This is a genomic window from Haloferax sp. KTX1 (assembly GCF_902410085.1).
GTDB lineage: Archaea > Halobacteriota > Halobacteria > Halobacteriales > Haloferacaceae > Haloferax > Haloferax massiliensis.
Window position 1 is genome coordinate 679,310 of sequence record NZ_CABPRH010000001.1, and the last position, 19,143, is coordinate 698,452.

General features: G+C 68.5%; 21 protein-coding genes. 8 read left to right on the plus strand and 13 right to left on the minus strand.

Translation table 11 applies throughout. From position 1 onward, the window contains the following. Positions 1-33 precede the first annotated feature (33 nt). The 4 genes from lrpA1 to aroC form a co-directional block, all read right to left on the minus strand. A complete protein-coding gene (gene lrpA1 / locus FY251_RS03515) occupies positions 34-462 on the minus strand; it encodes an HTH-type transcriptional regulator LrpA1 (protein ID WP_148413467.1) in 429 nt (142 codons plus the stop codon). 118 nt (positions 463-580) lie between these two features. Continuing rightward, positions 581-1,519: a thiamine pyrophosphate-dependent enzyme gene (locus FY251_RS03520; RefSeq protein ID WP_089778175.1), complete on the minus strand. Its 939-nt coding sequence runs from the start codon at positions 1,517-1,519 to the stop codon at positions 581-583. Between the two features lie 3 nt (positions 1,520-1,522). Continuing rightward, positions 1,523-3,418 (minus strand): 2-oxoacid:acceptor oxidoreductase subunit alpha, encoded by a 1,896-nt coding sequence (locus FY251_RS03525; protein WP_148413468.1) that lies wholly within the window; start codon positions 3,416-3,418, stop codon positions 1,523-1,525. 199 nt (positions 3,419-3,617) lie between these two features. Next, a complete protein-coding gene (aroC, locus tag FY251_RS03530) occupies positions 3,618-4,826 on the minus strand; it encodes a chorismate synthase (protein WP_148413469.1) in 1,209 nt (402 codons plus the stop codon). Between the two features lie 106 nt (positions 4,827-4,932). Between aroC and FY251_RS03535 the strand changes: the two genes are divergently transcribed. Next, positions 4,933-5,496: a DUF6653 family protein gene (locus FY251_RS03535; RefSeq protein ID WP_148413470.1), complete on the plus strand. Its 564-nt coding sequence runs from the start codon at positions 4,933-4,935 to the stop codon at positions 5,494-5,496. On the opposite strand, the gene FY251_RS03540 is transcribed toward FY251_RS03535, so the two are convergent. Both FY251_RS03540 and aroA read right to left on the minus strand, forming a co-directional pair. Further along, positions 5,485-6,723 carry an alkaline phosphatase family protein gene (locus tag FY251_RS03540; protein ID WP_148413471.1) on the minus strand — a complete coding sequence of 413 codons (1,239 nt, stop codon included), beginning with the start codon at positions 6,721-6,723 and terminating at the stop codon, positions 5,485-5,487. The two genes, FY251_RS03535 and FY251_RS03540, sit on opposite strands and share 12 nt — an antisense overlap. A 66-nt stretch (positions 6,724-6,789) precedes the next feature. Beyond that, complete coding sequence (gene aroA / locus FY251_RS03545; protein ID WP_148413472.1) at positions 6,790-8,082, minus strand: 3-phosphoshikimate 1-carboxyvinyltransferase; 1,293 nt, start codon at positions 8,080-8,082, stop codon at positions 6,790-6,792. Positions 8,083-8,403: 321 nt separating this feature from the next. Here aroA and FY251_RS03550 point away from each other — a divergent pair, with 321 nt between their 5' ends. Further along, positions 8,404-9,579: a Xaa-Pro peptidase family protein gene (locus FY251_RS03550; protein WP_148413473.1), complete on the plus strand. Its 1,176-nt coding sequence runs from the start codon at positions 8,404-8,406 to the stop codon at positions 9,577-9,579. Positions 9,580-9,591: 12 nt separating this feature from the next. On the opposite strand, the gene FY251_RS03555 is transcribed toward FY251_RS03550, so the two are convergent. The 3 genes from FY251_RS03555 to FY251_RS03565 form a co-directional block, all read right to left on the minus strand. Next, positions 9,592-10,113, minus strand: a complete 522-nt coding sequence (locus FY251_RS03555) for a hypothetical protein (RefSeq protein ID WP_148413474.1) — start codon at positions 10,111-10,113, stop codon at positions 9,592-9,594. Between the two features lie 169 nt (positions 10,114-10,282). Further along, a complete protein-coding gene (locus FY251_RS03560) occupies positions 10,283-11,128 on the minus strand; it encodes an NAD(P)-dependent oxidoreductase (protein ID WP_148413475.1) in 846 nt (281 codons plus the stop codon). Positions 11,129-11,238: 110 nt separating this feature from the next. Continuing rightward, positions 11,239-11,766: a hypothetical protein gene (locus FY251_RS03565; RefSeq protein WP_187367327.1), complete on the minus strand. Its 528-nt coding sequence runs from the start codon at positions 11,764-11,766 to the stop codon at positions 11,239-11,241. A 298-nt stretch (positions 11,767-12,064) separates the two neighbouring features. Between FY251_RS03565 and FY251_RS03570 the strand changes: the two genes are divergently transcribed. The 5 genes from FY251_RS03570 (at position 12,065) to FY251_RS03585 (ending at position 15,774) form a co-directional block, all read left to right on the plus strand. Beyond that, the gene (locus tag FY251_RS03570) at positions 12,065-12,871 is read left to right on the plus strand and encodes a prephenate dehydrogenase/arogenate dehydrogenase family protein (RefSeq protein ID WP_148413477.1); all 807 of its coding nucleotides are present in this window, start codon (positions 12,065-12,067) and stop codon (positions 12,869-12,871) included. Positions 12,872-12,959: 88 nt separating this feature from the next. Further along, complete coding sequence (locus tag FY251_RS03575) at positions 12,960-14,363, plus strand: small ribosomal subunit Rsm22 family protein (protein WP_148413478.1); 1,404 nt, start codon at positions 12,960-12,962, stop codon at positions 14,361-14,363. A 93-nt stretch (positions 14,364-14,456) separates the two neighbouring features. Next, a complete protein-coding gene (gene surE / locus FY251_RS03580) occupies positions 14,457-15,248 on the plus strand; it encodes a 5'/3'-nucleotidase SurE (protein ID WP_148413479.1) in 792 nt (263 codons plus the stop codon). A gap of 54 nt (positions 15,249-15,302) precedes the next feature. Further along, on the plus strand, positions 15,303-15,431 hold the full coding sequence (locus tag FY251_RS23025; protein WP_255516587.1) for a hypothetical protein: 129 nt from the start codon (positions 15,303-15,305) through the stop codon (positions 15,429-15,431). A gap of 118 nt (positions 15,432-15,549) precedes the next feature. Beyond that, positions 15,550-15,774 (plus strand): hypothetical protein, encoded by a 225-nt coding sequence (locus FY251_RS03585; protein ID WP_148413480.1) that lies wholly within the window; start codon positions 15,550-15,552, stop codon positions 15,772-15,774. 4 nt (positions 15,775-15,778) lie between these two features. Here FY251_RS03585 and FY251_RS22430 read toward each other — a convergent pair whose 3' ends face one another. Further along, positions 15,779-16,030, minus strand: a complete 252-nt coding sequence (locus tag FY251_RS22430; RefSeq protein WP_187367328.1) for a hypothetical protein — start codon at positions 16,028-16,030, stop codon at positions 15,779-15,781. Positions 16,031-16,114: 84 nt separating this feature from the next. Here FY251_RS22430 and FY251_RS03595 point away from each other — a divergent pair, with 84 nt between their 5' ends. Continuing rightward, on the plus strand, positions 16,115-16,921 hold the full coding sequence (locus FY251_RS03595; protein WP_148413482.1) for an aminoglycoside N(3)-acetyltransferase: 807 nt from the start codon (positions 16,115-16,117) through the stop codon (positions 16,919-16,921). A 55-nt stretch (positions 16,922-16,976) separates the two neighbouring features. Here FY251_RS03595 and FY251_RS03600 read toward each other — a convergent pair whose 3' ends face one another. The 3 genes from FY251_RS03600 to FY251_RS03610 all read right to left on the minus strand — a co-directional run bounded on the left by FY251_RS03600 (position 16,977) and on the right by FY251_RS03610 (position 19,135). After that, the gene (locus tag FY251_RS03600; protein ID WP_148413483.1) at positions 16,977-17,402 is read right to left on the minus strand and encodes an OsmC family protein; all 426 of its coding nucleotides are present in this window, start codon (positions 17,400-17,402) and stop codon (positions 16,977-16,979) included. Positions 17,403-17,508: 106 nt separating this feature from the next. Further along, complete coding sequence (locus tag FY251_RS03605; protein ID WP_187367341.1) at positions 17,509-18,150, minus strand: LysE family translocator; 642 nt, start codon at positions 18,148-18,150, stop codon at positions 17,509-17,511. A gap of 121 nt (positions 18,151-18,271) precedes the next feature. Further along, positions 18,272-19,135, minus strand: a complete 864-nt coding sequence (locus tag FY251_RS03610; protein WP_148413485.1) for a hypothetical protein — start codon at positions 19,133-19,135, stop codon at positions 18,272-18,274. Positions 19,136-19,143: the final 8 nt, after the last annotated feature.

Below are 19,143 nucleotides of genomic sequence, written 5' to 3' on the forward strand. Positions count from 1 at the left end.
GCGGCGGGTCGGTCGCGGTCGCAGTCGGTCGCGTTACTTCAGTCGCTCCTGCAGGAACGAGGGGTGTGCGGCCGTGACGCCGTCGATAGACAGGATCTCGTCGGAGATGACGTCGCCGAGGGAGTCGCCGTCGACGGCGCGGACCTCGGCCATCAGCATGTGGTCGCCGGAGGACGTGTACAGCGCCTCCACCGAGTCGAGTTCCTTGAGGGTGCGCGTGACCTCGACGTAGCGCTCGCTCGTCGCGTCGATGCCGACCATGGCGATGGACTGCCCGGCGAGTTTCTTCGGGTCGACGTCGGCGGAGTAGCCGATGATGACGCCGTCGTCTTCGAGTTTGCGGATGTATTTCCGGACCGTCGGCTTCGACACGCCCGCCCTGTCCGCGATCTGGGCGTACGACGCTTTCGCGTCTTCCTCCAAGACCGCGAGGATGCGTCCCTCCGTGGACGTGGTTTCCATGCCCGTTGGTTTTCTCACGGGTAAAAAATATCTTGCGAATCCGAAAAGGGTTCTCGGTCACATCGAACCGGCGCGGTCGCCGGCCGGAAACCGAACGCCGCCGACGACGTCGGCGACGTTACTTGTGCTTGTCGAGGAAGTTGTCGAACGTCCGCTCCCACTCGTAGGAGTCGTCGAAGTAGCGCTCCGCGAGCGGCTCTTCGGGCATCTCGCCGATGCGCTGTTTCTCCTGCTGGTAGGACGGGCGGTCTTCGTCGACGTAGTACCGGCCGGTGAGGACGGTGCCCTCGTGGAGGGCGTTCTCCGTCTCGAACATCATCTCGGAGGCCTCCGAGCGGTTCGTCTTGTCGAACTCGTAGTCGTCGGAGTCGTTGATATCGATGTACGGGACGTACTGACGGGCGTCCTTGTTCCACGTCGGACACTGCGTCAGGAAGTCGACGTGGGAGAAGCCGTCGTGCTGGATGGCTTCCACGATGATGTCCTTCGCCTGGTTCGGGTTGACGGCGGCCGTCCGCGCGACGTACGACGCCCCGGCGTTCAGGGACATCGACAGCGGACGCAGCGGCGTCTTGGCCGAGCCGTGAGGCTGGGTCTTCGACTTGTGACCCATCGGCGACGTGGGCGAGGTCTGGCCCTTCGTGAGGCCGAAGATCTCGTTGTTGAACACGATGTAGGTGATGTCGTGGTTCTCACGGGCGGTGTGCATGAAGTGGTTGCCACCGATGCCGTAGCCGTCGCCGTCGCCGCCGGCGGCGACCACGGTCAGGCCGGGGTTCGCCAGCTTCGCGGCGCGGGCGATGGGTAGCGAGCGACCGTGGATGGTGTGGAAGCCGTAGCTGTTGAAGTAGCTGTTGAGCTTGCCGGAACAGCCGATACCGGTCGTCACCATCATCTCGTCGGGCGAGAGGCCGAGTTCGGCCGCCGCGCCCTTGAGCGCCTTGAGGACACCGAAGTCACCGCAGCCCGGACACCACGTCGGCTGGGGTTCGAGTCCGGGGGTGAACTCGTTTTGGTCCTGCTCCGTTTCTTCACCGATTGCGCTGAATGCACTCATGATTTATTCACCCACCTTGGGGACGAACTTCGTGCGGTTGTCTGGGAGCTCCTCGCCTTCGAGGAGCGCCGTCTCGAAGCCCTCGACGATGTCGGCGGGCTCGAACGGGTTGCCGTTGTACTTGAGGAGACTCGACATCTGGTCGCCGTAGCCGCCGAGTTCCTTGGAGATGAGTCCGCGGAACTGGGCGGAGGCGGTCATCTCGACGACGAGCGCCTCGTCGACGCTGTCGAGGAACTCCGCGACCTGCTGCTTCGGGAACGGCATCATTTCGGAGACGCCGAGGACCTTGACCGAGTGGCCCTTCTCGTTGAGGACGTCGGCGGCCTCTTCGACGGTGCCCTGCTGGCTACCGAAGGTGATGAGACCGAGGTCGGCGTCCTCGTCGCCGTGGACCGTGTTGAACTCGCCGTCGGCGTCGAGTTCGGCGCGGATGTTGTCGACTTTCTGCATGCGGCGGTTCATCTGCGCGACGCGGTTCTCGGGGGACTCCGAGATGTGACCCGCGGGCATGTGCTCGTTACCCGTCGCGAGGTAGCGACCGCCCTTCTGGCCCGGCAGCGAACGCGGCGAGACGCCGTTTTCGGTGTCGTGCTGGAAGCGCTGGTACTTGCCGGAGTCGTCGTGCGGCGCGTCTTCGAGTTCCGCTTCCGTCAGGACCGAGCCGAGGTCGGCGTTCGGCTCCTCGTCGAAGACCGACGCCGGGACGTTCGAGAGTTCGCCCCCGAGCTTCTGGTCGTAGAGGACGATGGACGGAATCTGGTACTCGTAGGCGATCTGGAACGCCTTGCGCGTCTGGTAGTACGCCTCGGCGGCGTTGCCGGGCGCGAAGACGATGCGGTGGGAGTCGCCCTGCGAGGTGTACAGGACGTGTTCGAGGTCGGACTGCTCGGGCTTCGTCGGCATCCCCGTCGAGGGGCCGGCGCGCATGGCCTCGACGAGCACGAGCGGCGTCTCGGTGATCTCGGCGAGCCCGAGCGGCTCGGACATGAGCGAGAAGCCGCCACCGGACGAGCCGGACATCGCCTTGACGCCCGCGTGGGAGGCACCGATTGCCAGCGCGGCCGCGGCGATTTCGTCCTCCACCTGCTCGGAGATACCGCCGAGCTCGGGGAGGTTCTGGGTCATGATGGTGAAGACTTCCGTCCACGGGGTCATCGGGTAACCCGCGATGAAGCGACAGCCCTCGTCGATGGCACCGTACGCGATGGCGTCGGAGCCGGAGAGAAGCACCTGCTCTTCGTCGTGTTCGCCGGTCGGCGCGGACACGTCGGGAGCGTCGACGTCGTACTCCTCTTGGACCATCTCGTAGGCGTCGTCGAAGACGGTCAGGTTCGGTTCGAGAATCTTGTCCGGCATCGCGTCCGACATCAGGCTCTTGATGACGTCGGGTTCGATGTCGGCGATGGCGCACGTGACGGCGACACCGGCGGTGTTGCGCATGACCTCGCGACCGTGTTCGCGGGCGATGGTGCGCAGGTCGATGTCGTAGACGTGCCAGTCGTTCTCCTCGACGCGCTCGTCGAAGTCCTCGATTTCCGAGGCGTCGAGCAGACCGGAGTCGTAGACGATGACGCCGCCTTCGTTGAGTTCGTCGAGGTTCTCCGACAGCGGCTTGATCTCCTCGTTGCCGTAGTAGGCACCCTCGCTCGGGTTGCGGGCGAAGGAGTCACCGAGCGCGAGGAGGAAGTTGTACCCGTCGCCGCGGGACTTGACGGGGTCTGCGCTCACGCGCACTTCGGTGTACGTGTGGCCGCCGCGGATGCGCGATGGATAGTGGCGATGCGTGAAAACGTGTAGCCCCGCTCGCATCAGGGCTTTGGCGAAGTTCTGGCTCGTCGAGGCGATACCGTCACCGGAACCCCCTGCGATCCGCCAGATAAGTTCGTGGTCAGTCATATGTTGAGCTCACGGCCCCGCTGGGGCGCTACCTGAAAAGTTGGGGAGGGTCCGATTAAAGACTTTGCTATGGATTAACAAGGAAAGATAATGAAGGACTTAATATTGTTAAACTGACTCACCGTCCCACCATCGAAAGTGGACGAACGGGCTATCACGCTCGCCGAATAGCGCGAACGATAACGCGGAATCGCGTTCGCTACTCGTTGTCCGGACTCGACGGGTGGTACGGCGTGTCGTACTCGCCGGCGCGTCCGTCGAGGCGGTCGGGGTTGATGCGTCCGCCGAGGAGCATGAAGTCGAGGATAGTCACGTAGAGCATCGCCTCGACGACCGGGACGCCGCGGGGCGGGAGCACGGGGTCGTGTCGGCCGACGACCTGAATCTCCTTTTCCTCGCCGGTCTCCCAGTCGACGGTCCGCTGTTTCTTCGGGATGGACGTGGGCGCGTGGAGCGTCAGTTCGCCGTACACCGGCTCGCCGGTCGTGATACCGCCCTGGATGCCGCCGTGTTTGTTGCCGACCGGGCGGGGGTCGCCGTGCGCTCGCGGTTCGTCACCGCTCGCGTCTTCCGAGTCGCTTTGCGACTCGCTCTCGTCAAATTCCCAGTTCTCGTTGCGGTCGTGGCCGGTCCACTCGCGGGCCTCGCGGCCGAGACCGAACTCGAACGCCGTCGCCGCCGGCACCGACATGAGCGCCTGTCCGAGCCGTGCCGACACGGAGTCGAACCGCGGCGCGCCGAGGCCGCGGGGGACGCCCTGCGCCTCGAAGTAGATCGAGCCGCCGATGGAGTCGCCTTCCTTCTGGTACTCCTCGATGAGCTCCTGCATCTCGGCCGCCGTCTCGGGGTGGGCACACCGCACGTCGTTTTCCTCCGTGTGCTCGCGCAGGTCGTCGAAGGAGACCTCGGGCGCTTCCACGTCACCGATTTGGTTGACGTGCGCCTTCACCTCGATGTCGTAGTCGCTCTGCTCGATGACCTGTTTCGCCACCGCGCCGGCGGCGACCCAGTTCACCGTCTCGCGCGCCGAGGAGCGCCCGCCGCCGCCCCAGTTGCGCGTGCCGAACTTCGCCGAGTACGTGAAGTCCCCGTGCGAGGGCCGCGGCGCGGTCACGTACGGCTCGTACTTGCCCGAGCGGGCGTCCTTGTTCTGGACGACCATCCCGATGGGCGTGCCCGTCGTGTAGCCGTCCTGCACGCCGGAGTTGACGACGACGGCGTCCGGCTCGCCGCGGCTCGTCGTAATCATCGACTGGCCCGGTTTGCGTCGGTCCAGTTCGTGCTGTACGTCCTCGACCGATAGCTCCACGCCGGCGGGGCAGCCGGACACCGTGACGCCCATCGCGTCGCCGTGGCTCTCGCCGTAGGTGGTCATCCGAAAGAGACGACCGAATTCGTTGCCGTTCATTACCCGCCCCTCGGGTGGCCGCCCATTTAGTGTTTGTAGAAAGCCGCAATCGTGGGCGGGGGTCCCGCGACCCCACGTTCATGGTCGACGCCGACGAACCGGGCGTATGGCATCGACGCCCTCCACCGGCCCTGACCGCGACCGCGGGTCCGCCCCCGACCGCGGCCCCGCCTCCGCCTCCACCTCCGCTTCCGGCCTCCGCGACCGCTTCGAAGCGGCGTTCTGGGAGCGCCACGCCAACCCGTGGAGCGCCGGCACGCGCATCCTCGTCTACCCGGTGTTGATGTACGCCGTCTACCGACGGGACCGCCGGCTCTTCCTCGCCGCCCTCGCGTTCACCGCGGTCAACCCGGTGTTGTTCCCGCGGCCCGCGCGCACGGACAACTACCTCAGCCGAATCGTCCTCGCCGAACGCGAGTGGCTCGACGCCGAGCGGGGGACGATGGGGTTGGACTACCCGAACGTGCTCAACGTGCTCAACGTCCCGGTCACGATCTACGCCGTCGCCTCGACCATACGGCGTAGGCCGGTCGGCACGCTCCTCGGCACGCTCGGCGTGATGGTCCTCAAGCTCTGGTGGGTCGACGCCGTCGTGAGGGAGACGGGCGTGACGGGTCGCGGCCCCGACTCCGATTCCGACACCGACCCCGGCCCCGACTTACCGGAGTGAGTCCAGCGTCGCCGTGGCGAGCGGAATCAGCATCTCGTCGGGGTGGAGGCCGCCGTGCATGGCGACGAAGCCGAGGTTCCCCGGCTCCTCGTCGCCGTACCAGACGCCGAGGTCGCGGTGGACGACCACGAGGTCGCCGAGTCGCCGCTCGAACGTCGGCGAGGGGTCGGGACCGAGCAGTTCCCGCTCCAGCACCTCCCGTTTCCGGAACACCCGCGCGTCCAACTCGGTCGTGAGCAGGTCGTAGACGGGGTCGATTCGGTCGTCCTTCAGGTGGAGGTGGACGTTCCGCGGACTCCCCGAGAACCGAATCGGCGTCCCGTCCGTGAGCGTCCGCAGGTCCGAGACGAGGTCGAACGGCGGTTCCGAGAGGTCGGGGTTGCGCTCGGGGTCGGTGTCGACGAGGCCGTGGTCGGCGGTGACGCAGACGAGCGTCTCGCCCGCGTCTTCGTCGGTCGTTTCGGCGAGCGTCGCTATCGCGTCCTCGACGCGGGCGAACGTCTCGGCGGCCGTCTCGCGGTACGCCTCGGAGTCGACGCCCTCGGGGTGCGCCACGGCGTCGGTCTGCGGGAGGTACGCGAAGACGTACGACGGGTCCGGGGCCTCCTCGGCGGCCTCGGCGAAGGCGTCCGAGAACGTCGAGAGGTCCTCGGGGTCGTAGGTGTGCGGGACCGTCTCCTCGGAGGGGAACGGCGTCACGTGGCGGGTCTCGACGCCCGCGGCGGCGAGGTCGGAATAGACGCTCTCGCAGTCGGCCACGTCGGCGCGGTCGATTCGCTCCGGTTCGGTGCCGTCCTTTCGGAGGAATGGAAGCGCTTCGAACTGTTCGTCGGCGTCGGGGTCGTAGACGTTCCAGCCGACGACGCCGTGTTCGGCCGGGAGCGCCCCGGAGTGAAACGTGTTCATCGCGGCGGCCGTCTCCGACGGGAAAACGGTGGTGAGCGGCGTGACCCGGCCGGCGCGCTCGAACTCGCGGAGGAACGGAATCCGGTCGCGCTCGCCGTCCCACTGGGCGAGGCCGAAGCCGTCGACGAGGAAGACGACCACCCGCGACACGTCGTCGTAGCCCGCGGTCGCTTCGGCGGGGAGTCGCGGCCCGGCGTCCGCGCCGAGCAGGTCGGCGACGGTCCCCGGTACCCGCGAGAAACACCAGTCGTCGTACGCCGGCAGGAGGTAGTCGCCGTCCGACTGTCGCTCGCGGAGCGCCTGCGCGTCGGCGTCGAACATAGCACGGTCGGCGTGCGGGCGCGCGAAAAAAGTTCCGTCCGGGTGGGTCGCTGTGGGATCGCGCCCTCAGCGCTCGGTCATCTCGGCACCGAGGTCGCGCATCGCCTCGAAGAAGTTCGGGAACGACACGTCGACGTGCTCGCTGCCCGCAATCGTCGTCTCGCCCTCGGCGACGAGGCCGGCGACCGCGAGCGACATGACGATGCGGTGGTCGCCGCGGCCGTCGACCGCCGCGCCGACGAGGTCGGTGTCGCCGCCGTGAATCGTGAGTCTGTCCTGTTGCTCGGTGACGTTCGCGCCCATCTCCGCGAGTTCCTCCGCCATCGCGCTCACGCGGTCGGTCTCCTTGAACCGGACGTGCTCGCAGTTCTCGATGACCGTGTCGCCGTCGGCGACAGCGCCGAGGACCGCGATGGTCGGCAGCAGGTCGGGCGTGTCGCCGACGTCCACGGTCGTGCCGGTGAGGTCGGCCGCGGAGACGGTCAGTTCGCCCGCGTCCTCGTCCCAGTCCACCGTCGCGCCCATGTCGCGGACGATATCGACGATGGCGCTGTCGCCCTGCGCGGACGGCCGCGCGCCCTCGATGACAATGTCCTCGCCCTCCGCGCCGGCGACCGCGCCGGCCGCGAGCAGGTACGAGATAGACGAGAAGTCGCCGGGGACGCTGTACGCGCCGCCCTCGGGGGCGTACGACTGGCCGCCGGGGACCGAGAAGCCGTCGTCGGTTCGAGTCGCCTCGACGCCGAAGTCGGCGAGGAGTTCGAGCGTGATGTCGACGTACGGCGAGGACTTCAGTTCCGTCGTGAGCTCGACGTCGATGCCCTCCTCCGTGACCGCGCCGGCCATGAGGAGCGCGGTGATGAACTGCGAGGAGACGTCGCCGGGGATCTCGACGGTGCCGCCGGTCATGCCGTCGCCGACGACGAGCGGGGCCTGCCCGTTTCGGCGCGTGCTCTCGGCGCGGCCGTCGAGGTCGAAGACGGCGTCGAGAAGCGGGCCGTGGGGGCGCGACCGGAGCGACGCGTCGCCCGTGAGCACCGTCAGGCCGTCGCCGAGGGCGGCACAGCCGGTGACGAGGCGCATCGTCGTCCCCGAGTTCTCGCAGTTGACCACGTCGTCGGGCGTGCCCGGTCGGCCGCCGAAGCCGGCGACCTCGACCGTCTGTCCGTCGCGGTCGACCGACCCGCCGAAGGCCTCGACCGCGCGCATGGTCGCCTTGGTGTCGGCGCTGACGAGCGCGTCGCGGACGACCGCCTCGTCGCTGTAGCCCGCGGCGAGGACGGCTCTGTGGGTGTAACTCTTCGACGGCGGCGCTCGGGTGCGTCCGGCGACCCGAGACGGGGAGACGTGGGCGTCCATACGCGAGGGGTCGGCAGGGTCCGGTATCAGGGTACCGGACGCGGCGACGTTCTCCCGGACGGCGACGGCGCCGCGGTCGCTCGATTTCGTGTTTGCCAACAAACATATATCGCGTGGGAGCGTATCGTACGGCCGGCGGCGAACCGCCGCAACCGCGGACGAGTCGCGCCGGGATTGCGGCACTCAGTCACCGCCCGCGGCGAGTTCCGGCGGTCCATCCGCGGCGCGTCTCCCGCCCGAAGAGGAGCGTCGCGGTGCCGATACCGGAACCCGCCGACCGCGACGCGAGGGCTTTACTACCGGCCGGGCGAACTCCGGCGTATGGAACCCGATTTCTCACCGCTGGCCGAGTTCCTCGGCGACGAGTTCGACGGCTATCTCATCTCGGCCGACGGGCGCGACTCCAACCAGCTGTACCTCTCCGGGTTCGACGCGCCGGACCCGTACGTGACGCTCTACACGCCCGCGGGGATCCACCTCCTCGTCTCGACGCTTGAGTTCGGGCGCGCCAAGAAGGAGAGCCGCGCGGACACCGTCTCGCGGCTCTCCAACTACGACTACCGCGACAAGCACGCCGAACACGGCGCGGTCGTCGGGAAGGCGAAGACGGTCGCGGCGTTCCTCGCGGACCACGACGTCGACTCGCTCGCGGTCCCCGCGGACTTCCCGCTCGGCACCGCCGACGGCCTGCGCGACGAGGGCGTCGCGGTCGAGGCCGAGACCGACGACGTGCTCACGAACATCCGCGCGGTGAAGACCGACGAGGAAGTCGAGCACGTCCACGCCGCCCAAGACGCCAACGAGGCCGCGATGCGCGCCGCCGAGGGCCTCATCCGCGACGCCGACGTGGCCGACGACGGCACGCTCACCCGCGAGGGCGACCCCCTGACGAGCGAGCGCGTCAGGGAGGAAATCGAGGTGACGCTCCTGCGACACGGCTGCGCCCTCGACGAGACCATCGTCGCCTGCGGGGCCGACGCCGCCGACCCCCACGACCGCGGGAGCGGCCCGCTCCGCGCCGACGAGCCCGTCATCATCGACATCTTCCCGCGCGACAAGGAGACGAAGTACAACGGCGACATGACCCGGACGTTCGTGAAAGGCGAGCCGTCGCCCGAAATCCGCGAGTGGTTCGACCTCACCGAGGAGGCGTTCGAGGCCGCCCTCGACGCCGTCGAACCCGGCGCGACCGGAGCCGACGTCCACGACGCCGTCTGCGACGTGTACGAGGCCGCCGGCGAGAACACGCTCCGCGCCGACCCCGCCGCGGAGACCGGGTTCATCCACAGTACGGGCCACGGCGTCGGTCTCGACGTGCACGAACTCCCGTCGCTGAGTCCGAGCGGCGAGGAGCTTCGACCCGGTCACGTCATCACCATCGAACCGGGCCTGTACGACCCCGCCATCGGCGGCGTCAGAATCGAGGACCTCGTGGTCGTCACCGAAGACGGCTACGAGAACCTGACGGAGTACCCGGTCGAACTCGTCGTCGAGTAGCCGGTCGAAAACTCAGCTGTCGAGGGCGTTGTCGCCCGTCGGACTGCCGACGGCCGACGCGTCGGTCCACCCGGAGTTGGCCTCGCGCCACTGTTTCAGTAAGTCTTCCAGCGCGTCGGCCGTCTCGGGCGTGAGCACGCCCGCGGCCCGCCGGACGACCGTCCCGTCCTCGACGAGAAGCGCGTAGATATCGCCCTCGCCGAGCAGTCCGAGGCGGCGCTGGAGCGCGGTCTTGTCCACCCGCGCGACGAGCGCGTTGTCGTGGGGTCGGCTCCGGGCCGCCTCCGGAGACATCCCGCCGCCGGCCATCGGCGGCATCATCCCGCTTCGCCCGCCGAGGACGAGCAGTTCGTAGTACCCGAAATGGCCGTACGTCTCGCATAGCTCCTTCGCGAACCCGCGCCACGACCCGACCAGCGACTGCTGGCGGCGGTCGAAGCTGATGAGCACGAGCGTCTGTTCGCCCTCCAAGTCGTCGGGAAGGACGACCTTCTGACCGCTCGTGTCTCGTGTCGGGAGGCGAGGGAACTCCATGCGCTATGCGATTCCCCACCGGTAGATAAGTCTAATTGCCGATTCGGTAAAACGTCGCGTCGGAGAGGCTGTTTCCACAGTATCGACGACACGTGAACTCATCGGGCGTGTTATCGAGTTCATTCAGTATAAACGTCCGCCCCCGAGTCTCAGCGCCGATAATCGCCAGTCATCGCTCGTAGTCGGGGTCGAACAGTCGGGCCGACATCGGCCCGGGGTCGCTCCCCTCGACGACGGCGTACGAAGAGAAGTCGTCGACGCCCGCCTCGGACAGCAGTTCCTCGTCGTAGAACGCGTTGCCGGTGCAGTCGGTCGGGTCGCGCGAGAACAGTTCGGCGACGGCGTCGCACATTATCCGCGGGGTGCGCCAGTCCTCGGGCGCGCCCATCCCGAAGTGTCGTGTCGCCTCGGACTCGATGGCGGCGACCGGCCACAGCGCGTTCACGCCGATGTCGTCGGCGGCGAGTTCGCCCGCCAGCGACTGCGCGATGAACGTCATCCCGTACTTCGAGAGCGCGTAGGCGACCTTCCCCGGCGCGGGCCGGGCGGGCATGGGCGGCGAGAAGGTGACGACGTGGGCGCGGTCGCTCTCGCGGAGGTGCGGGAGCGCGGCGTGCGTGGTCGCGTAGGCCCCGCGGGCGTTCACGTCCATGAGGAGGTCGAACCGCTTCGGCGGCGTGTCCTCGAAGCCGGCGATGTGAATCGCGCCCGCGTTGTTGACGACGAAGTCGATGCCGCCGAAGGCGTCGACCGTCTCGTCGATGGCCGTCCGCACCGAGTCGTCGTCGCGCACGTCGAGTTGACACCAGATGGAGTCGCCGCCGCGTTCGCGTATCTCCTCCGTCGTCTCGACGATGGTCCCGGGGAGGTCCTCGCGCTCCTCGACGGTCTTGCCCGTCGAGACGACGTTCGCGCCTCGGTCGGCCAAGTCGAGCGCGATGGCCTTCCCGATACCGCGACTGGTTCCCGTGACGAAGGCCGTCCGACCCTCGAAACCAACATCATCGAATGCCATAGTTTCTTATCGGCTAACGACCACTTGATGGTTCGTACACCGGGGGTCGGTTGAACGGGGTTTGCGGGCCGGGCGCAGGCGGGGTTTCGTCGGGGGGTCGTCGAGGTCGCTCAGTCCGACGCCGAGAACCCACGGAGGCCGTCTAGCGGGAGGTTACCCTCGCCGCTGGCGCGCACCGTCTTCCCGCCGATACCGGGCCGGGACGCCTGCACGGTGAACTGGCAGTACATCGTCTTCGGGAGCGACTCGGTCGTCGGGGCGAACACGGCCGGGACGATAATCGTCCCCTGCATCTGTACGTCTCGGAGTTCGATGACGGTCCGCTTAGCGGTGCTCTCGCGGTCGTAGTACGCCGAAAACCCTTCCCACTGTCCCGGCGGTTCGACGCGGGTCGCGTAGCTGGTCGCCTGCTCGTACGACGACGGCGGTTCGAACCGAAAGCGGAACCAGTCGAGACGGTATCCCTCGTAGGGTTCGTCGGCGGCGAGCCCGCCGACGGTCGAGTTGAACTGAAGCGACAGCGTCGGGAAGCGGCCTTCGAGGCGGTCGATCCGTCTCGCCTCCACGGCCGCGTACCCGATGCCGTCCTCGTCGCCCTCGCGTCGCGGGTACCGCCAGAGGATTTCGGGAGACCTCAAACCGCTTCCGTCCCGTACCGTCGTCTCGGCAGCGACTCGTTCGGGTCCGAACCCGGGTACTCGTCCGCTACAGCCGGCGATACCGCCGACGGCCACCGACCCGAGTCCGGCGAGGACGCGTCGTCGGGTCCGCCGTTCGGCATCGGAGTCTGAACTGGGGGAGGGCATCGTCGTTCCTCCGCTAGTGGCCCGTCTGTCAGCAAAGTAACTGCTGATTCGGACGCACCCGGCCGACCACTCTCGCCACACCCGCCGCCACCGATTCCCTTTTGCCCGCCGCACCTCCACACCCGTACCGATGGACGTGCTCATCGTCGGCGCGGGCGCAATGGGACGCTGGTTCGGCCGCACCATCGACGCCGACCTCGCGTTCGCCGACGCGGACCCCGAGAGCGCGGTCGCCGCAGCGGACGCGCTCGGCGGCCGCGCGGTCCCGCTCGACGGCGACGAGCGGTTCGACGTGGTCTGTCTCGCGGTTCCGATGCGCCTCGCCGCCGACGCCGTCGCCGACAACGCCCGCCGCGCGGACGCCGCGATGTGCGACGTGACCGGCGCGATGGGACCGCCGGTGGCGGCGATGCGCGACCACCTCCCGGACCGCGAGCGCCTCAGCCTCCACCCGCTTTTCGCCCCGCACAACGCCCCCGGCAACGTCGCCGCCGTCGCCGACGAACCGGGCGCGTACACCGACGCCCTGCTCGCCGACCTCGACGCGGCCGGCAACCGCGTCTTCGAGACGACGCCCGAGGAACACGACGCCGCGATGGAGACGGTGCAGGCGGCCGCCCACGCCGCCGTCCTCTCGTTCGGCCTCGCCGCCGCCGACGTGCGCGAGGAGTTCGCCACGCCGATTTCGTCCGCGCTCGACGAACTCGTCGCCTCGGTGGCCGGCGGCACCCCGCGCGTGTACGCGGACATCCAATCTTCGTTCGGCGAGGGGACCGACCGCGTCGCCGACGCGGCCCGCGACCTCGCGGCGGCCGACGACGAGGCGTTCGCCGACCTCTACCGGCGCGTCTCCCGCGCCGACGACGCGTCGAGCGACTCGACCTCCGCGAGCGCCGACGACCGCGACCAGACCGACAAGCACGACCCTGTCGAGTGACGAGTGAAGGGAGACACCGACGCCGACGCCCCGCTGCGGGCCCGATTCCCGCCGCGCGGGCGACGACGACTCGCTCCACAGCCCACTGATGATAGATAGAGACGCCGTCCGCGACAACGCGAAGTACCTCAGAAACGTCCGCCCCATCGACCCCGACGAGATAGCCGAGTACATCGAGGGCGCGCCGCATCCCGCCGTGGTGAAACAGACGCTCCGCGAGGAGGCTCACGACCTCGGCCTGTTCGAGCGCGAGGACGGCACGTTCGTGCCCGCAAACGACGAGCCCGCACCGTTTCAGAACTGGTCGCCCGCGGCCTTCCCCGGCGACTACTCCTTCGCCCTCGAAGACCTGCTCATCGGGCGCTACGGCGCGAACTGGCACGTCGGCGACTCCGGCGGCCGCCTGCGGGAGCGCGTCCGCCAACTGAAAGAGGACTACTACCGGGGGAACCCCGTCGAGTACGACGAGGACGCCGCGCTCGGCTACGGCATCTATCACCTCCCCGACTACTACGCGGCCGTCGGCTACGTCCTCTCCGACCTCGCCGAGCGGAGCCTGCTCCCCCGAAACCCCCGCGTGCTCGACGTGGGTGCCGGAACCGGCGGCCCCGCGCTCGGCCTCCACGACTACCTCCCCGACGATTCGGTCGTCGACTACCACGCGGTCGAACCGAGCGCCTCCGCCGACGTGCTCGACCGGATGCTCGGCGAGACGCGCCGGAACTTCCGGACGACCGTCCACCGCGAGACCGCAGAAGCGTTCGACCCCGACGGCGAGTACGACGTCGTCCTCTTCGCCAGCGTCCTGAGCGAACTCGACGACCCCGCCGCGGTCGTCGAGAAATATCTCGACGCCCTCGCCGACGACGGCGCAGTCGTCGCCATCGCGCCCGCCGACCGGAACACGAGCATCGGCCTCCGCGAGGTCGAACGCGAGGTCGCGCCGGCCGACGGCGACGTGACGGTGTACTCGCCGGCGCTCCGCCTCTGGGACGGCTACGCGCCCTCGGACCGCGGCTGGTCGTTCGACGTGAAGCCCGACCTCGACGTGCCGGGGTTCCAGCGCCGCCTCGACGAGGGCCGCGACAGCGACGAGGACGAGGGCACCTTCGTCAACGTGGACGTGCAGTACTCCTACAGCGTCCTCCGGACCGACGGCCAGCGCCGCCTCGACGTGCGCGGCAACCCCGCGCGGTTCGCCAAGATGGCCGAGATGGAGCGCCACGTCACGAACCGCATCGACCTGCTCGCGGTCAAACTGAGCCACGACCTCTCGGAGGGGAACAATCAGGTGTTCAAAATCGGCGACGGGAGCGAGGCGGTCGACCACTACGCCGTCCGCACGCGCGACACCGTGCTGAACGCCGATTTGGCCGACGCAGACTACGGCGACGTGCTCGTCTTCGAGAACGTCCTCGCGCTGTGGAACGACGACGAGGAGGCGTACAACCTCGTCGTCGACGACGAGACGCTCGTCGACCGCGTGGCCTGACCGGGCCGCGTCGGCCGCCGCCGTCGGCCTCGTCGGTCCGGTCACGCCCCGCCCGACGGGTGGCTTTTTGCGGCCTCCGTCCCGAGTCGGACCATGAGCGAACCCAGCATCCTCCTCACCAACGACGACGGCATCGAGAGCGTCGGCTTCCGCGCGCTCTACGACGCCCTCTCGGAGTTCGCCGACGTGACGGCGGTCGCGCCCGCGACGGACCAGAGCGCGGTCGGCCGGAAGATGTCCACCGACGCGGTCGTCTCCGAGCACGAACTCGGCTACGCGCTGGAGGGGACGCCCGCCGACTGCACGGTCGCCGGCTTGGAGGCGCTGTGTCCCGACGTGGACATGGTCGTCTCCGGCATCAACAAGGGGGCCAACATCGGCGCGTACGTCCTCGGCCGGTCGGGGACCGTCAGCGCCGCCGTCGAGGCCGCGTTCTTCGACGTGCCCGCCATCGCCCTCTCGCTGTACGTCCCCGCCGGCGGCGACCTGCCGTGGCACGAGAAGGCGACCGACCCGCGGGACTTCCGCGAGGCGACCCACGCCGCGTCGTACCTCGTCAAACACGCCGAGCCCGCCGGCGTCTTCGAGCAGTGCGACTACCTCAACGTCAACGCGCCCATGCGCGACCCCGGCGACGACCCGGCGGACATGCAGGTGACCGTCCCCTCCGAGCTGTACGACATGACCGCGGAGTTCGAAAACGGCACCGTGAAACTCCACGACCGCGTCTGGGAGCGGATGCGCACCGGCGACATCCCGGACCCCGACGGCACCGACCGCCGGGCCGTCGTCGAGGGCCGCGTGTCGGTCTCGCCGCTGACCGCGCCGCACACGACCCACCGCCACGAGGCGCTGGACGCGCTCGCCGAGACGTATCTGGAGTGAGCGAAGCGGGCAACAAAACGTATATCGGCGGGGCCTGAAACCCCGACGAGACCGATGACCCTGCTTCTACAGGCCGCCGCCGAGTCGGGAAGCGTCACCGGCTTTCTCATCACCATCGCGGTGCTGTTCAGCCTCCCGCTCGTCATCCTCCTCCTCGGACGGCTGTTCGAGCAGTTCTTCTGAGGCCGCGAGTCCGGGCCTTGCGAACGGTGCGACCCATCGACACTTCGCGGGCTATCTCGCACCCGACAGCCCGAAAGCCATCGTAGTCTTTTCACCGGCGAGCAATCTGTTAGATGACATGAACCGCGACGACCTCAACGAGTACCTGAAAGAGCGGCCGCTCTTGGGAGGTCTCTGGCTCGTGGCGATGCTCGGGGTGGGCATGCTGGTGTGGCTGAAACTGCTCCGACCGGCGCAGTCGGTCGTCGACATCGTCTCGAACACCGGCTACCAGTTCGTCTTTCTCGTGATGGGCGGGCTCTGTTACGTGACCTACGTCGGCTTCTCTCGGGCGGTGAACTGATTTCTCACTCCGTCGCCGCCCGCCGGCTGTCCACCAGCAGTTTGTACGCGACGCCGACGACGCCGGCGAACACCGCGAGCGCCCCGGCGAGCGAGGCGAGGATTCCGAGGACGAACATCATGCCGAAGCCGTAGCCCGCGAGGGCGAAACTGCCGACGGTCAACAACACCCAGCCGCCGACGATGACGGCGAAGAGGACGAGTACGTCGTCTTCGGTCGCGTAGCGGAGGGCGTCGCGGGCGGAGACGCGTGACATATCGAACGCGTCGCGGAGACCGGAGTTGTTCCTTTCGGTCGACCGACACCAAAGCTTGAATCCCGGGCCGGCCGACGAACGCGTATGTCCGAAGCAGACGCAATCGAGCGCGTGGACGAACCCGGAACCGTCGAGTCGCTCGCCGCGGACCTCCGCGCGCTCGGCGTCGCGGCCGGCGACACCCTCCTCGTCCACTCGTCGCTCAGTTCGCTCGGCTGGGTCGCCGGCGGTCCGCAGGCGGTCGTGGACGCCCTCCAGACGGTGCTGACCGACGACGGGACGCTGGTCATGCCGACCCACACGGGCCAGTACACCGACCCGTCGGTGTGGGAGAACCCGCCGGTCCCCGACGACTGGGTCGATATCATCGGCGAGTCGATGCCGGCGTTCCGCCCCGAGGTGACGCCGACCCGCGGGATGGGCGCGATACCCGAGTGCTTCCGCACCTACCCCGGCGTCGTCCGCAGCGAGCACCCGACGGTCTCCTTCGCGGCGTGGGGCGCGGCCGCCGACGAGGTCGTCGGCGACCACGAACTCGACGACGGCCTCGGCGACGGGTCGCCGCTGGCGCGGGTGTACGACCGCGGCGGCGACGTGCTCCTGCTCGGTATCGGCCACGGAAACGACACCTCGCTCCACCTCGCCGAACACCGCGCGGACTTCGAAAAGGAGCGGACGACCGAGCGCGCGCCGCTTCTCCGAGACGGCGAGCGCGTCGTCGTCGAGTACGAGGACATCGAGGTCAGGACCGACGACTTCGAGGCGGTGGGCGAGGCGTTCGAGAGGCAGCGCGGCGCGACCGAGGGGTCGGTCGCGGCCGCGGCGGCGACGCTCCTCGACCAGCCCGCGCTGGTCGACTTCGCCGAAGACTGGTTCGAGTCGAACCGCTGAATCGGGGTGCTACGGCCGATTCGGTCGGATCACAAAAACGGCGGGCGACGCGCGGTCAGGCGAGCGTCGCGGTCAGCGTGATTTCCGGCCCGGCGAGCGCCTTCGACACCGGGCAGCTCTCCTTCGCGCGCTGGGCGAGTTCGGCGAACGTCTCCTCGTCGATGTCGGGCACGTCGGCGTCGAGCGTCAGGTCGATGCGCGAGATTTCGAAGCCGCCGCCGTCGGCCGGGTCGAGGTGCACGTCGGCCGCGGTGTGCAGGCTCGCCGGCGCGTAGCCCTCGCCTTCGAGGAACGCGGTCAACTGCATCGAGAAACAGCCGGAGTGCGCCGCGCCGATGAGCTCCTCGGGGTTCGACCCGAGTTCGTCCTCGAACCGCGTCGGGAACGTGAACGTCCCCTCGACGGTCCCGCTTTCGGTCGAGAACTCGCCGCTGCCGTCTTTGCCACCGGTCCACGTCGTCTCCGCTTTGTGCGTGGGCATCTCACGCACACCTACGGTCGCGAGCGATATGGAGGTGACGGCGAACGGAGCGTTCGAGGGGACCGAGACCGGGACCGGCGGGACGCGGAGGTCCCGGGGCGACGCGCTACAGGCCGCTCCAGAGCGCCGCGACGCCGAACCCGACGATGACGACGCCCGCGAGTTGGTTCACCCGGCGGAGGACCGACGGGGTGACACGCGTTCGGACGCGGTCGACGGCGGCGCTCAGGACGAACCACCAGAGCGCCGAGCCGGCGAAGACGCCCGCGACGAGGACCGCCGCCCCGAGGTAGTCGCCCGAGACGCCGACGCCCAAGCCGGCGAAGATGCCGACGAACGCCAGTATCGTCACCGGGTTCGTCAGCGTCAGGAGGAACGTCGACCCGAAGTCGGCCGCGAGCGACCGGGCGTTCGAGTCGGGCGACACGACGGCCGACCGCTCGGTCGTCGGAGCCGACTCGACCGACGCCGGGTCGCCCCGAATCGACTGGACGCCGATGTACAGGAGAATCGTCCCGCCGGCGAGGGCGATTGCGTTGCGGTGGCCGAGCAGGACCGACGAGAGCGCGGCGAGGCCGAACCCCGCGATGGCCCCGTAGACCGCGTCCGCAGACGCCGCTCCGAGTCCGCTGACGAAACCCGAACGGCGGCCCTTAGAAAGCGTTCGCTGGATGCACAGGACGCCGATTGGACCGACCGGCGCGGCTATCGAGACGCCGAGAACGAGTCCGCGGACGAGGATTCCGATTGTGGTGGTTAATAGACATCACCTCGTGACCGAGTCGATGCCTCACCGGGTGATAGCTCTATCGACGGTTCTGCACGGTCCCCCGAAGAAGTCAGCCTCGGTGCCGGCGGGCCGGAACCCACTAGAACAGGCCCGTGATGAAGCCGATACCCATCAGCACCAACACGGCCGCCGAGAACGCCGGGAGGTACGGGGTGTACTTCTCCACTTCGTCCTCGTAGTGGTGGTAGCCCGCAATCAGCAGCATCGTCAGGCCCACGATGCCGACGATGACGGTGAACGCGTACGCGCCCATCAGTTCGAGGCAGTAGTTCGACCCGGCGCAGAGCGCGATAATCTCGAACTCCTCCTCGTGGGCGAACCCGAGGACGAACGCGAACCACGCGATGCCGAGGAGGCCGCGCTCCGCGGCTTCGTCGGGGGTGCCGTGCGAGTGGGAGTGTCCGCCGACGACGGGGACGAAGCCCTTCAGGCGAGCGAACAGTCCGCTGTCGTCGCGGTCGCGGGTGTGACCGTCGTGGTCGTGTGGCTGGCTATGGCCGCCGTCATCGTGTGAGTGCTCGCGGTCATGACCTCCTTCACGGTCACCTCCGTGACTGTGGCCCCCGTGGTCGTCGTCGTGCCCGTGAGTGCCGTGCGAGTGCCCGTGCGTGTACTCCCGGACGCCGAGCGCGATGAGCAAGACGCCCGCCACGAGACTGACCGGGCCGCCGATTTGGACGCCGCCGAGTATCGTAATCGGCTCGTTGACCTGCGTGAGGTCGAAGTACGACTTCGCGTAGAAGAACACGCCCACCATCGCGATACTGCTGACGAGGTGGCCGACCCCGAGGATGAAGCTCGCCGCGAACCCGTACACCCACTTGTTCGCTTGGTCGAGCGCGTACGAGGCCGCGACGGGCCAGCCGTGACCCGGTTCGACGCCGTGGACGGCTCCGAGAGCCACCGCGCCGGCGACGAGACCGAGCAGTTCGTTCGAGGTCATGTGCTACC